The organism is Pseudomonas sp. 2FG (genome assembly GCF_005502935.1).
Classification (GTDB): domain Bacteria; phylum Pseudomonadota; class Gammaproteobacteria; order Pseudomonadales; family Pseudomonadaceae; genus Aquipseudomonas.
Genome location: NZ_SCMP01000002.1, coordinates 1 through 12,492, shown reverse-complemented (window position 1 = coordinate 12,492; position 12,492 = coordinate 1). Strand labels below are relative to the sequence as shown.

General features: G+C 64.9%; 13 protein-coding genes. 5 read left to right on the top strand and 8 right to left on the bottom strand.

Annotation, left to right across the window (positions count from 1 at the left end):
• Window positions 1-204 precede the first annotated feature (204 nt).
• Genes FFS13_RS01885 through FFS13_RS01875 form a run of 3 tightly spaced genes read left to right on the top strand, consistent with a single transcriptional unit; the run spans window position 205 to window position 2,828 of the window.
• Window positions 205-1,188 carry an ABC transporter substrate-binding protein gene (locus FFS13_RS01885; protein WP_137817435.1) on the top strand — a complete coding sequence of 328 codons (984 nt, stop codon included), beginning with the start codon at window positions 205-207 and terminating at the stop codon, window positions 1,186-1,188.
• Between the two features lie 12 nt (window positions 1,189-1,200).
• A complete protein-coding gene (locus FFS13_RS01880) occupies window positions 1,201-2,004 on the top strand; it encodes an ABC transporter permease (RefSeq protein WP_137817434.1) in 804 nt (267 codons plus the stop codon).
• Window positions 1,992-2,828, top strand: a complete 837-nt coding sequence (locus tag FFS13_RS01875) for an ABC transporter ATP-binding protein (protein WP_137817433.1) — start codon at window positions 1,992-1,994, stop codon at window positions 2,826-2,828. The genes FFS13_RS01880 and FFS13_RS01875 overlap by 13 nt, the downstream gene beginning before the upstream one ends.
• A gap of 77 nt (window positions 2,829-2,905) precedes the next feature.
• On the opposite strand, the gene FFS13_RS01870 is transcribed toward FFS13_RS01875, so the two are convergent.
• From FFS13_RS01870 to FFS13_RS01860, 3 genes are read right to left on the bottom strand one after another with little or no spacing between them, the layout of a single operon-like run.
• The gene (locus FFS13_RS01870) at window positions 2,906-3,766 is read right to left on the bottom strand and encodes a carbon-nitrogen hydrolase family protein (RefSeq protein ID WP_137817432.1); all 861 of its coding nucleotides are present in this window, start codon (window positions 3,764-3,766) and stop codon (window positions 2,906-2,908) included.
• Between the two features lie 6 nt (window positions 3,767-3,772).
• Window positions 3,773-4,909 (bottom strand): P1 family peptidase, encoded by a 1,137-nt coding sequence (locus FFS13_RS01865; protein ID WP_137817431.1) that lies wholly within the window; start codon window positions 4,907-4,909, stop codon window positions 3,773-3,775.
• A 45-nt stretch (window positions 4,910-4,954) separates the two neighbouring features.
• Window positions 4,955-6,058: a polyamine ABC transporter substrate-binding protein gene (locus tag FFS13_RS01860; RefSeq protein ID WP_137817718.1), complete on the bottom strand. Its 1,104-nt coding sequence runs from the start codon at window positions 6,056-6,058 to the stop codon at window positions 4,955-4,957.
• Between the two features lie 110 nt (window positions 6,059-6,168).
• Between FFS13_RS01860 and FFS13_RS01855 the strand changes: the two genes are divergently transcribed.
• Window positions 6,169-6,978, top strand: a complete 810-nt coding sequence (locus FFS13_RS01855; RefSeq protein ID WP_137817430.1) for a helix-turn-helix transcriptional regulator — start codon at window positions 6,169-6,171, stop codon at window positions 6,976-6,978.
• On the opposite strand, the gene FFS13_RS01850 is transcribed toward FFS13_RS01855, so the two are convergent.
• The 3 genes from FFS13_RS01850 to phoB all read right to left on the bottom strand — a co-directional run bounded on the left by FFS13_RS01850 (window position 6,965) and on the right by phoB (window position 10,429).
• Entirely contained in the window at window positions 6,965-8,305 is a 1,341-nt protein-coding gene (locus FFS13_RS01850; RefSeq protein ID WP_137817429.1) for a hemolysin family protein, read from the bottom strand. The two genes, FFS13_RS01855 and FFS13_RS01850, sit on opposite strands and share 14 nt — an antisense overlap.
• 114 nt (window positions 8,306-8,419) lie before the next feature.
• Window positions 8,420-9,721: a phosphate regulon sensor histidine kinase PhoR gene (phoR, locus tag FFS13_RS01845; protein WP_137817428.1), complete on the bottom strand. Its 1,302-nt coding sequence runs from the start codon at window positions 9,719-9,721 to the stop codon at window positions 8,420-8,422.
• A gap of 18 nt (window positions 9,722-9,739) precedes the next feature.
• Window positions 9,740-10,429: a phosphate regulon transcriptional regulator PhoB gene (phoB, locus tag FFS13_RS01840; RefSeq protein WP_119953176.1), complete on the bottom strand. Its 690-nt coding sequence runs from the start codon at window positions 10,427-10,429 to the stop codon at window positions 9,740-9,742.
• Window positions 10,430-10,611: 182 nt separating this feature from the next.
• On the opposite strand from phoB, the gene FFS13_RS01835 reads away from it, so the two are divergent.
• A complete protein-coding gene (locus tag FFS13_RS01835; protein WP_137817427.1) occupies window positions 10,612-10,989 on the top strand; it encodes a hypothetical protein in 378 nt (125 codons plus the stop codon).
• Between the two features lie 49 nt (window positions 10,990-11,038).
• On the opposite strand, the gene ubiA is transcribed toward FFS13_RS01835, so the two are convergent.
• Both ubiA and FFS13_RS01825 read right to left on the bottom strand, forming a co-directional pair.
• Entirely contained in the window at window positions 11,039-11,929 is an 891-nt protein-coding gene (gene ubiA, locus FFS13_RS01830; RefSeq protein ID WP_137817426.1) for a 4-hydroxybenzoate octaprenyltransferase, read from the bottom strand.
• 29 nt (window positions 11,930-11,958) lie between these two features.
• Window positions 11,959-12,492 (bottom strand): chorismate lyase (locus FFS13_RS01825; protein ID WP_137817425.1); only part of this gene is annotated, 534 nt, incomplete at its 5' end.

The following is a 12,492-nucleotide window of genomic DNA, read 5'->3' as shown; positions in this document are numbered from 1 at the left end:
AAATGAGCAGTCCGAAGCCATTTTTAACGCAGCATGACCGAGCGCAGCAGATCGTAAACAGGTTCTAAGCCAACCCCGGCATTCCATGCCCTGTACTACCTATCACGCCGGCCCGTAGCGGCCGGCGCGACGGAACCCTTTTGGCCTTCGGCCAATGCTGCCCCGCAATCCAACAACTAAGCCAATAGGCTGTGGGAGTGTTCCATGTTCAAGTCCTTGCTCAAGCGTTCCTCGCTGTCCCTTGCCTCCACCGCACTGGCCGTAGGCGTCGCCACTGGCGCCCAGGCCGGCACCCTGTCCATCGGCCATACCACCTGGGTCGGCTACGGCACCCTCTACCTGGCCCGCGACTTGGGCTACTTCAAGGAGCAGGGTCTCGACCTGCAGCTGACCACCATGGAGGAGTCCTCGATGTACATGGCCGCCCAGGCCTCCGGCAAACTCTCCGGCTCGGCGTCGACCATCGATGAAATCCTCAAATACCGTCCACAGTTCTGCTTCAAAGCGGTGGCCGCGCTGGACGACAGCTACGGCGGCGACGGCGTGCTGGTGGGCAAGGAGGTCAACAGCCTGAGTGAACTGAAGGGCAAGGCGGTCGCGGTCAACGAGGGTTCGGTCTCGCAGTTCTGGCTGGCCTATCTGCTCAAGCAAAACGGCATGTCCATGAGCGATCTGGAGGTTCAGAACATGACCGCCGACGACGCCGCCACCGCCTTTATCGCCGGGCGCATTCCGGCCGCGGTGACCTGGGAGCCGCACCTGTCGATGGTGCGCCAGAAAGGCCAGGGCAAGGTGCTGATCGACAGCACCCAGACGCCCGGGATCATCGTCGATGTGGTCGCGCTCAACTGCGACGTCATCGAGAAGCAGCCGGAAGACGTCAAGGCGCTGGTCAACGGCCTGTACAAGGCGGTGCAGTACACCAAGGAGCATCCGCAGGAGGCCTACGCCATCATGGCCAAGGGCGTCGGCGGCTATCTGGCTGACCCGGTGGAAATGGCCAGTGCCGCCAAGGGCGTGCGCTTCTATGACCAGGCCATGAGCGAAAAACTGCTCGGCACCCCCGGCACGCCCAGTGACATCGCCGAGCTGATCACACTGGCCAACCAGACTTGGAGCTCACTGCAAGGTAAACCCTTTGCCGTCAGCTACGACGAGCTGGTCGATCCGACATTCGTCAGCCCATAAGCGGAGGCAATCATGGTCAATTCAAAATCCTGGCTTAATCGCTGCCTGACGCCCAAGGTCGACTTGCCGGCCAAGCTGCTGCTCGGCGCCAGCACGGTTTGTTGGCTGCTGGTAATCGGCCTGTGGGCCGGGCTCTCCTATGGCGGCGTGGTGCCGACCATGTTCCTGCCCACCCCGGGCGCGGTGCTGGAGGCGGCCGGGCGACTGGGTAGCGATGGCACCCTGGCGCAGCACGTCTGGGCCAGCGTCGAGGTGGTGATGATCGGTTTCATCGTCTCATCCCTGGTGGCGGTGCCGCTGGGGCTGCTGATGGGCAGCTTCCGCATCGTCCAGGCGTTCCTCGAACCGCTGGTGAACTTCATCCGCTACCTGCCGGTGACCTCCTTCGTGCCGCTGTTCATCCTCTGGATCGGCATCGGTCTGGAGCAGCGGGTGACGGTGATCATCTTCGGCGTGTTCTTCCAGCAACTGGTGATGATCGCCGACGTCTCCAAGGGCGTGTCCAAGGATCTGATCAATGCCTCCTACACCCTCGGCTCCAATCGCCGCGATGTGCTCTTCCACGTGCTCGGTCCGGCGTCGCTGCCGGGCGTGCTGGATACCCTGCGGGTGACCATGGGTTGGGCCTGGACCTACCTGGTGGTGGCCGAACTGGTCGCGGCGTCCAGCGGCCTCGGTTACATCAGCTTGAAGGCCATGCGTGGCTTCCAGGTCGATGTGATTTTCCTCGCCATCGCCATCATCGGCCTGCTGGGCCTGATGACCGATCAACTGTTCCGATTCCTTCGACTCAAGGTGGCCTCATGGGCGCAGTAGCAGCGGTGCAACGTGACAATGCGGTTTCGTTAGCCGCGCAAACTGTGGCGCCGGCATGCTTGCGCGTCGAAGCGGTCAGCCTGCAGTACCAGACCCCCAGCGGCTCGACCTTCACCGCGTTGGACAAGGTCTCCTTCGAGGTGCCGGATCAGCAGTTCGCGGTGCTGGTCGGCCCCTCCGGTTGCGGCAAGTCGAGCCTGCTGTATCTCACCGCCGGCCTGGCGGAACCGACTGCGGGCAGCATCCATGTCGGCGGCCAGCAGGTCGAGGGGCCGGGCGTCGACCGCGGCATGGTGTTCCAGGGCTACACCCTGTTCCCCTGGCTGACGGTACGGCAGAACATCGAGTTCGGTCTCAAGCGCCGCGGTATGCCGGCCAGGCAGCGCGCCGAGATAGTCGACTTCTACCTCAACGAAGTCGGCCTCGCGCAGTTCGCCGACAACTACCCCAAGCAGCTCTCCGGCGGCATGATGCAGCGCGTGGCGATCGCCCGCGCGCTGGCCAACGACCCGCAGATCCTGCTGATGGACGAACCCTTCGGCGCGCTGGATAGCCAGACCCGTCTGCAGATGCAGCAACTATTGTTGCGGGTCTGGGGTAACAGCAAGAAGACCGTGCTGTTCGTCACTCACGACATCGACGAGGCGATCCTGCTCGGCGACCGCGTCTATGTGATGGGTGCCCGTCCGGGGCGGATCAAGAAGATCCTCGACGTGCCGATCGAGCGGCCGCGCACGCTGGACATGGTCATGGAGCGCTCGTTCATCGAGATGAAGCGCGAGATCTTCGGCCTGCTGCACGACGAGCTGGAAGAGGCGCACTGACAGGGCGCTCGCCGCCTTCCTGGTTCTCCCCGCGCAGGCGGGGGAGCCAGGGGGCGTTGCTCGCCGGCCTGCCGCACTCAAGCGTCAGGCATGGCCTGCAGGTGCCCGCCATACATCGGCAACGCCAGTCGCCCGGCATAGCGTTGCAGCTGCTGCCAGGGCCGGCTGACCCCGGCGCTGCCATGCTGGCGGACGCGCGCGACCTGCTCAAGATCGAGGCAATCGACGAGGATCTCCTCGCCGGCGCCGGCCTTCTGCCGCACCAGGCCTTCTGGGTCGACGATCAGGCTTTCGCCGACTCCCAGCGGGCTGGCGGCGTTCAGGTTGACCACATACAGCTGATTGCAGAAGGCATTGGCGCGGGCGCAGACGCACTCCATCTCGCGGTCACGGGTGCCGGTCAGCGTCGGCACCAGGATCACCTCGGCACCGAGCCAGGCCAGTTGCCGCGCCACTTCGGGGAAGCTGTTGTCATAGCAGATGGCCAATCCGACACGGCCGATGCCGGGCAAGTCGCAGACCACGAATTGGTCGCCCGGGGTGCTGGTTTCGTACGGCTGCCAGGGGAAAATCTTGCGGTAGCGCGCGGCAATCTCACCGGCCGGCGAGATCAGCAGGGCGGTGTTGTAGATCTGCCCATCGTCCGCGCGCTCGAACAGGCTGCCCGGTTGCAGCCACAACCCCAGCTCACGGGCCAGGCCGCACAGGCGCTGGACCTGCGGGCCATCCAGCGGTTCGGCGACGTGTTCCATCCAACCCGCCTCAGCTTGCAGCAGCGGGGCGCTGCCGCTCAATACCAGTTCCGGCAGCATCAGCAGCTGGACCTGGGGGAACAGCTGCCGCACCTGGTGGGCCTGGCTGGCGAAACGTGCCCAGCTGGCGTCGACGTCATGGCTGACCGACGCGGTTTGCAGGGCGGCGATATGCAGGTGACGCATGTTCCATTACTCCTTGGTCAAATCGTGGCCGCGCGGCTGCCAGCCGGCCTTGCGCAGGGCTTCCAGCAGGGTGTCGCGGTCCAGTCCCTGGACCCGATGGCCATTGCCCTCGACGGTATTGGCTGCCAGCAGCGCATTGATGATGGCTTCCTCCACGGCCTCCGCGGCAGCGAGGAACAGATCACCGATATGGTCGTTGTTGACCATGCGCAGGCCGTCGCAGGTGAAGGCGCCCTTGCGCTCGTAGGCGGTTGCCTCCAGCTGCTGGTTGCCGGTGGAGAAGGCGACGAAGATGTCACCGCTGCAGTCCTCGGTACCGCCACCGGTGCGGGCGATGCCGATGCTGGCGCGCTGGGCCAGGCGCGTGCACTGGTGCGGCAGCAGCGGTGCATCGGTGGCCAGGCAGACCACTATCGAGCCCATGCCCGGATGCGGCAGATCGGCGCGCAGGAACGGCGAGGTGGCCTTTTCCATATAGCGCCCCACCGGGTAACCATCCACGCGCAGCTCGTGGCGCGTGCCGTGGTTAGCCTGGACGATGGCGCCCACGGTCCAGCCGCCCTGGGCCGCGCTCAGACGCCGCGAGGCGGTGCCGATGCCGCCCTTGTACTCGTGGCAGATCATGCCGCTACCGCCGCCGACCGCGCCTTCGGCCACCGGGCCACCGACGGCGCGGCCCAGGGCTTCGGCCACATGCTCGGCGCGCACATGGAAGCCGTTGATGTCATTCAGCAGACCGTCGAAGGTCTCCAGCACCACCGGCATATTCCAGTACAGGCGCCCGTCAGCGGGCTGATCCTGGCGGTCCAGGGCGATCAGGGCGTCGCGCACCACACCAATGCTGTGGGTGTTGGTAAAGGCGATCGGGCTGGTCAGCAGGCCGGCCTCGCGAATCCACTCCAGGCCGGTGGCGTCGCCGTTGCCGTTGAGGATATGCACGCCGGCGAAGCAGGGCTGCTGGGTGGTGGAACCCGCACGCGGCTCGATCAGGGTGACGCCGGTGTTGATGTCGCGGCCGTTGGCGCTACGCCCCCGGATATTGCTGTGACCGACGCGCACGCCGGGTACATCGGTGATGGCATTGAGCGGGCCGGGTTGCAGTTGGCCGAATTGGATGTGCAGATCGCGGGCACGTGGTTTCATGGTTTTTCTCATGGCAGGTGGATACAGAAAGGATTGGGGTTAGGCTCACTGACCGCTCTTCACCTTGCTCCAGACGCGGGTGCGGATGCGCTCGGTCTTCTTCGGCAGCGGCTCCAGGGTGAACAACCTGGCCATGGTCTCTGCCGGCGGGTAGACGGCCGGGTTGTTGCGCGTCGTGGCACTGACCAGCGGCGTGGCGCTGCGGTTGCCGTTGGGGTAGCGCAGGTGGTCGGTGATCGGCGCGATGACTTCCGGGCGCATCAGGTAGTCGATAAAAGCCAGGCCCTGGGTCGGGTGGGGCGCCTGCTTGAGCAGCACCAGGGTGTCGAACCACACCGGAGCGCCTTCCTTCGGCAGGCTGTACTCGATGCGCACGCCGTTGCCGGCCTGCTCGGCGTTGGCCTTGGCGTCCAGCATGCCGCCGGCCCAGCCCACCGCCACGCAGATGTCGCCGTTGGACAGGTCGGTGATGAACTTGGACGAGTTGAAGTAGGCGATGTGCGGCCGCAGCTTGAGCAGCAGCGCCTCGGCCTTCTGGTAGTCGTCCGGGTTTTTGCTGTTGGGCGGCAGCCCCAGGTAATGCAAGGCGATGGGCAGTATCTCGGACGGCGAGTCGAGCAGGGCCACGCCGCACTGGCTGAGTTTGGCCAGGTTCTCCTCCTTGAACAGCAGGTCCCAGGAATCCACCGGCGCCTGCTCGCCGAGCACGGCGCGGACCTTGTCGACGTTGTAGCCGATGCCGTTGGTGCCCCACATGTACGGCACGGCATAGCGGTTGCCCGGGTCGTTGCTGGCCAGCTTGGCCAGCAGCGCGGGGTCCATGTGCTTGAGGTTCGGCAGCTTGGCGGGGTCCAGGGGCTCGAGGACGCCGGCCTTGATCAGCGTCGGCAGGCTGAAGTTGCTGGCCACCACCACGTCGTAACCGCTGCCGCCGGTGAGCAGCTTGCTCTCCAGGACTTCGGCGCTGTCGAAGGTGTCGTAGATGGGCATGATGCCCGTGTCACGCTTGAAGTCTTTCAGGGTTGTGGGGCCGATATAGTCGTACCAGTTGTACACATGCACGCTGGGGGCGTCGGCGGCTGCCATTGCCAGCCCGCAGGAGAGGCATGCGCCGAGGCCGAGGTTGAGGCGCGAAGTGCGGGAAAGCATCATGGGGTCACTCCTGTCACGGGGTTGGATGTTGTTCTTGTAGCGAACAGACTAGAGCGGTGTCGGCGCGTCACCAATTCCCATCAAGGGTTACTCGAAAGGGGTAGGCTGTGGATGCCTTACTGAAAGAACTGCCAATACATCAGGGACTCGCAGAGTTGTTCGAGCAGCTCGGCACGCCGCGCTTCTGGCGTAGCCTGGTGGCGACCCTGCGGTTATTGGTGCCGGTGGACAACGCGCTGCTGGCGCTGATGCCGCGCGAACGAGCACCGCAGGTGCTGGAGGTCCTCGAATTCACTCGCCTGGGCGAGGCCGAGCAGTTTGCCGATTACTGCTCCGGCATGTACCTGCTCGACCCCTTCTACCTGGCCGCCACTAGTGGCATCAGCGACGGCCTGTATCGGCTGGAGGCGCTGGCGCCCGACCAGTTCCGCCAGAGCGAGTATTACCTGAGCTATTTTCGGCAGGTGGTGGGCCGCGATGAGTTGCAATTCATGCTCAACCTCGGCGAGGGTGTGGTGCTGGGATTGTCGCTGGGTAGCCATACGGCCTTTCGCAACGAGCAGGTCGGCGCCTTGCTGTGCGTGCGCGACTGGGTGCTGGCGGCCATGCGCAAGCACCTCGCGCTGGCTCGCATCGAGGCGCCGATGGCTGCGGCGGCGCCGACCGACTTCGCCGCGGCCTTTGGCCAGTTCGCCGCGCGCCTCTCCGAACGCGAGAGCGAAACGGCGCGGCTGATCCTTCAGGGGTTTTCCAGCAAGGCCATCGCCCAACGGCTGGGCATTTCGCCGGAGACCGTGAAGGTGCACCGGCGCAACCTGTATCACAAGCTTGGGGTCGGCAGTCACGCCGAGCTGTTCGCGTTGTTTTTGCAGCAGGGCAGCGCGTCGGCCAGGGCGGTCAACCTCAATCCAGCTTGAGCACCTTGGCCAGGATGATCTTCGGGCCTTTCATCTTCTTGACGATGATCCGCAGGCCGTCGACCTCGAGCACCTCTTCCTCTTCCGGCACGCGTTTGAGCGTTTCGTAGATCAGCCCGGCGAGGGTTTCCGCGTCGATATGGTCGAGGTCGACGCCGAGCAGGCGCTCGACCTTGAACAGCGGCGTGTCACCACGCACCAGCAGCTTGCCCGGCTGGTAGGCGAGGACGCCGCGTTCGGCCTTACGGTGTTCGTCCTGAATGTCGCCGACCAGTGCTTCCAGCACGTCTTCCATGGTCAGGTAACCGATGACCTTGCCGTCGGCTTCCTCGACCAGGGCGAAGTGCGCGCCACCCTTGCGGAACTGCTCCAGCAGGCTGGACAGCGGCATGTGCCGGCTCACTCGCTCCAGCGGGTGCATCAGCTCGCCGAGTTTGAGTGCCGAGGGCAGCATTTCCAGCAGCGACAGGTGCAGCAGCAGATCCTTGATATGCAGGACGCCGACAAAGTCGCCGGCGGCCTCGTCGTACACCGGGTAGCGGCTGTATTTGTGCCGGCGGAACAGGCTGAAGACCTGATCCAGTGTCGCGTTCAGCTCCAGGTAGACCAGGTCTTCACGGGAGTTGGCCCAGTCGACCACCTCCAGTTCGCCCAACTCCACCGCCGAGGCCAGCACGCGCATGTCTTGATCGCTGGGGTCGCTGGCGCGGCTGGAATGCAGGATCAGCTTGAGCTCGTCGCGGCTGTAGTGGTGCTCATGGTGCGGCCCCGGTTCGCCCTGACCGGCGATGCGCAGCACGGTGTTGGCGCTGGCGTTGAGGATCCAGATCGCCGGGTACATGGCCCAGTAGAACAGGTACAGCGGCGCGGCCGTCCACAGCGAAAGCACCTCGGGCTGGCGGATTGCCCAGGACTTGGGGGCCAGCTCGCCGACCACTATGTGCAGGTAGGAAATGATGAAGAAGGCAGTGAAGAAGGCGAAGCCATGCACCACCTTCGGCGAGCCTACGCCGAGGCTTTCGAACAGCGGCTGGAGTAGGTGGGCGAAGGCCGGCTCACCGACCCAGCCCAGGCCCAGCGAGGCCAGGGTGATACCCAACTGGCAGGCCGACAGGTAGGCATCCAGCTGATTGTGTACGGTGCGCAGGATTTGCCCGCGCCAACCGCTCTTTCTGGCGATGGCCTCGACCCGGGTGGCGCGCAGCTTGACGATGGCGAACTCGGCGGCGACGAAGAAGCCGTTGAGCAGCACCAGCAGCAGGGCGAAGAGGATGAGACCAAAGTCGGCGAAATAGGTGGCGGCGTTGAAACTAGGGGAAGGGTCCATAAGGGTGTTTCAAGGATTCCGGGTAATCAGGTGATGGCGTCGCGAAGTCGGGCGCCAGTCGAGCAGCCTAGCGGCTAGCGCACGACTTGCCCAGTCCCCTGCTGTTCAACGGCCTCAGCGCTTGACCGCTTGGATGGGCGGGAAGTGGCAGGTGAAGGTGCTGCCCTTGCCCAGCACGCTGCTGATATCCAGGCGGGCGCGGTGACGCAGCAGCACGTGTTTGGCGATGGCCAGCCCGAGCCCGGTGCCGCCGGTATTCGAGGCGCGGCTGGAGTCGACCCGGTAGAAACGCTCGGTCAGCCGTGGCAGGTGTTTGGCTTCGATGCCCGGGCCGTTGTCCTGCACGCTGAGGTGCGCGCCCAGCTCGTCGCCCCACCAGCGGATGCGGATTTCGCCCTCATCCGGGGTGTATTTCACCGCGTTGAAGATCAGGTTGGAGAAGGCGCTGCGCAGCTCCACCTCGCTGCCTTTGAGCCTGAGGCCGGCGTCGGCCTCCAGGCTGATGCGGTGATGGCGCTCGTTCGACAGGGCTTGCGCGTCGCCCTTGATCGACAGCAGCAGCAAGTCGACTGCCACCGGTTGGTTGTCCGAGGGGTAATCGGTGGCTTCCAGTTTGGCCAGCAGCAGCAGGTCATTCAGCAGGTTCTGCATCCGCCCGCCTTGCTGCTGCATCTGCTGCAGGGCGCGCAGCCAGCGTGGATTGATGTCGTCGACATTATCCAGCAGGGTTTCCAGATAGCCGGAGATCACCGTCAGCGGGGTGCGCAGCTCATGGGAGACGTTGGCGACGAAGTCTTTGCGCATCTGCTCCAGCTGGTGCAGGCGGGTGATATCGCGGACCAGCATCAGATGCTCGTGGTTGCCGTACTGGGTGATGTGGAATTCCAGGCGCAGGCGGTCGTTGATCGGCGAGGGCAGCTCTAGCGGTTCGCTGTGGTTGTTCTGCTCGAAGTAGTCCTTGAACGCCGGATGGCGCACCAGGTTGGTCACCGGCTGGCCGCTGTCCTGCGGGGTCTTCAGGCCGAGCAGGGTCTCCGCGGCGCGGTTCCACCACTCCAGGTTGCCGTCGCTATCGAGCATGATCACCGCGTCGGTCAGCGCCGCGGTGGATTCCTGCACCCGATCGATCACCGCTTGCAGGCGCCCGCGCACCCGTTGGTCGCGACGTTGCAGGTGGTAGATGCTGTCGAAGACTTCGCCCCACAGGCCGTAGCCATCCGGCGGCGGCTCATCCGCCTGGTGCTGCTTCAGCCAGCTGTGCAGGCGCAGCAGCTGGGCCAGGGTCCAGCCGAGATAGGCGGCGAGGCCGACCACCAGGCTCCAGGCATATTCGCCGCTGAGCAGGCCGACCAGCAGGCAGCCGGCCAGGAGCAGTAACAGGCGGCGGATAACGGCGCCACGCCAGTCTTGATTCACGTTGCAGCCGTCCTGGCGCTAACTTTTGGTGGAGAAACGATAGCCGGTGCCGCGTACGGTTTGTACCAAATTCTCATACACCTCACCGAGCGCCTTGCGCAGGCGGCGGATATGCACGTCGACGGTGCGCTCCTCGACATACACGTTGCCGCCCCAGACCTGGTCGAGCAATTGGCCGCGGGTATACGCCCTTTCTTGATGGGTCATAAAGAACTGCAGCAGGCGATATTCGGTGGGCCCCATCTCGGCCGGTTTGCCGTCGATGGTCACCCGGTGGCTGATCGGGTCGAGCAGCAGGCCGCCGACTTCGATCGGCGCCTCGCCATCGCTGGGCCCGGCACGGCGCAGCACCGCCTTGAGGCGGGCGACCAGTTCGCGCGGCGAGAACGGCTTGGTGATGTAGTCGTCGGCACCGACTTCCAGGCCCTGGATCTTGTTGTCCTCTTCGCCCTTGGCGGTGAGCATGATGATCGGGATGCCACCGGTCAGCTCGTCGCGCTTGAGCCGCCGCGCCAGTTCGATGCCGGAGGTGCCGGGCAGCATCCAGTCGAGCAGGATCAGATCGGGTTTGCGGTCGACGATGATGGCATGGGCCTGCTGGGTGTTTTCCGCCTCCAGGCATTCATAGCCGGCCATTTCCAGAGCGACCGCGATCATTTCGCGGATCGGCGCTTCGTCGTCAACGATCAGGATGTTCTTGCCAACCATGGGTCAGGCCTCGGGTCGTTCAGCTGTCTTGCGCCGCATTAGATAACGGAATTATTGCAGCGGTGTGACAGGTCGATGTTAGCGGCTTTGCCTGCGCCTGGCTCGGCTATGCTCAAGGAGGTGTCCGGCCGCGGCCGCAACTGACTGCATGGCCGCCTCAGCCCACTTAGAGGAGATACCTGATGAGAACTTTCCCCACCTCGATGGCGCTGCTCGCGGGCGCCGCATTGGCGTTGTCGGGACTCGCCTACGCGGCAGAGCCGGCGATGGAGAAGGACGGCATGTTGGTCGACAGCCAAGGCATGACGCTTTACACCTATGACAAAGACACCGCGAACAAGTCCAACTGCTACGACCAATGCGCGACGAACTGGCCACCGCTGATGGCGGCCGCTGGGGCGAAGGACGATGACGATTGGAGCGTGGTCAAGCGCGACGATGGCACGCTGCAATGGGCCTATTACGGCAAACCGCTGTACACCTTTGTTCAGGACAAGAAGCCCGGTGAGATGGTCGGTGACGGCAAGGGGGGTGTCTGGCACGTGGCGAAGCCGGAATGACATCGATCACGCAGCCGGCCGCGCCCAAGCACGGCAGGTTGCGTGATACCTAGCGCCAGGCGTAGTCGGCGACTATGCCGAGGAAGATCGCCAGCCCGGCCCAGTGGTTGTGGAGAAAAGCCGCCAGGCAGACCTGCGGTTCACGCGTGCGGGTGCGGTAAAATTGCCAGGCGAAGCACAGCGCCGCCACGCCTAGCCCGAGGTGGAAATACCCGCCCAGCTCGAAACGCGCCCCGGCCAGCAGCAGGCAGAGCAGGGCCAGCCCCTGCAATGTGGCGATGATCGGGCGGTCGGCGTCACCGAACAGGATGGCGGTGGACTTCACCCCGATCCTCAGGTCGTCGTCGCGGTCGGCCATCGCGTAGTAGGTGTCGTAGGCCACCGTCCACAGCAGGTTGGCGAGATACAGCAGCCAGGCGGCGGCCGGCAGCGTGCCGGTCTCGGCGGTAAAGGCCATGGGCATCCCCCAGGAAAATGCCGCGCCGAGCACCACCTGCGGGTAGAAGGTGTAGCGTTTCATAAAGGGGTAACAGGCGGCCAGCGCCAGCCCGCCGAAGGACAGCCAGACCGTCGTGGCATTGGTGCAGAGCACCAGCGCGAAGCTCAGCACCAGCAGCACGGCGAATAGCACCAGCGCTTCGCGGGGCGCGATCTTGCCGCTGGCCAGCGGGCGTTCGCGGGTCCGTTTGACGTGACCGTCGAAGTTGCGGTCGGCGTAGTCGTTGATCACACAACCGGCGGCGCGCATCAGGATCACACCCAGCACGAAGATCAGCAGATTGCTCAGTGACGGCACGCCTTTGGCCGCCACCCAGAGCGCCCAGAGGGTTGGCCACAGCAGCAGGTAGATGCCGATGGGTTTTTCCAGGCGCATCAGTTGGACGAAATCCCAGGCGCGGGGATGCAGGCGATTGAGCGATTGCAGCAGGCGGGTGTACATCGAGCGCGTCTCCGGGCGAGTTGCGCGGATTATACGGTGTGGATTTGTGCCTGTTGCCACAAGCTCGGCAGAAAGACTTCCGCCACCAGCACCGCCAAGCCGCCCCGGCTGAAGCTGGAGCGGCGAGCCCACAGGCGCTCGGTGCGGACTGCCGCGGGCAGCCAGGCGGCGGGGTAACGGCTGACCTCGATGGCGCCACGGGCGAAGGCGCGGTCGCTGAACAGCAATTCGCCGAGAGAGCGGCTACCCAGCTCCCGCAACGCCAGCCCGGAGCCTTCCAGGCTGCTGCGCGCCGCCACGCTGCGGGCGAAGACCCAGGGTTGCTCGTGACCGCGCAAATACACTTCGCGCACCCAGCCCTGGCTGCCAGCCGGCACCTGCAGTGCGGCACATTCGTCGTTGCGTAGGGTCTGCCAGCCTTCCGCCAGCGGGCTGACGCTGAACGCGTCGGCGGAGAGGGCCATCAGCCGCCGGGTCAGCGAGCCTTGATCGAACAACCAAGCACGCAACCCAGCCGCGGGCGCGGGATGCAGCTGCGTGGCGGTCAGCCAGCGGGGCGGGTG

Bases quoted from the DNA above. Each gene is read 5' to 3' on its own strand.
- FFS13_RS01860 (WP_137817718.1), bottom strand. From the start codon at position 6,058: ATGCTTTCCCGCACTTCGCGCCTCAACCTCGGCCTCGGCGCATGCCTC.
- phoB (WP_119953176.1), bottom strand. From the start codon at position 10,429: ATGGTTGGCAAGAACATCCTGATCGTTGACGACGAAGCGCCGATCCGC.
- FFS13_RS01850 (WP_137817429.1), bottom strand. From the start codon at position 8,305: ATGGACCCTTCCCCTAGTTTCAACGCCGCCACCTATTTCGCCGACTTT.
- FFS13_RS01875 (WP_137817433.1), top strand. From the start codon at position 1,992: ATGGGCGCAGTAGCAGCGGTGCAACGTGACAATGCGGTTTCGTTAGCC.
- FFS13_RS01880 (WP_137817434.1), top strand. From the start codon at position 1,201: ATGGTCAATTCAAAATCCTGGCTTAATCGCTGCCTGACGCCCAAGGTC.
- FFS13_RS01865 (WP_137817431.1), bottom strand. From the start codon at position 4,909: ATGAAACCACGTGCCCGCGATCTGCACATCCAATTCGGCCAACTGCAA.
- FFS13_RS01885 (WP_137817435.1), top strand. From the start codon at position 205: ATGTTCAAGTCCTTGCTCAAGCGTTCCTCGCTGTCCCTTGCCTCCACC.
- ubiA (WP_137817426.1), bottom strand. From the start codon at position 11,929: ATGTACACCCGCCTGCTGCAATCGCTCAATCGCCTGCATCCCCGCGCC.
- FFS13_RS01870 (WP_137817432.1), bottom strand. From the start codon at position 3,766: ATGCGTCACCTGCATATCGCCGCCCTGCAAACCGCGTCGGTCAGCCAT.
- FFS13_RS01835 (WP_137817427.1), top strand. From the start codon at position 10,612: ATGAGAACTTTCCCCACCTCGATGGCGCTGCTCGCGGGCGCCGCATTG.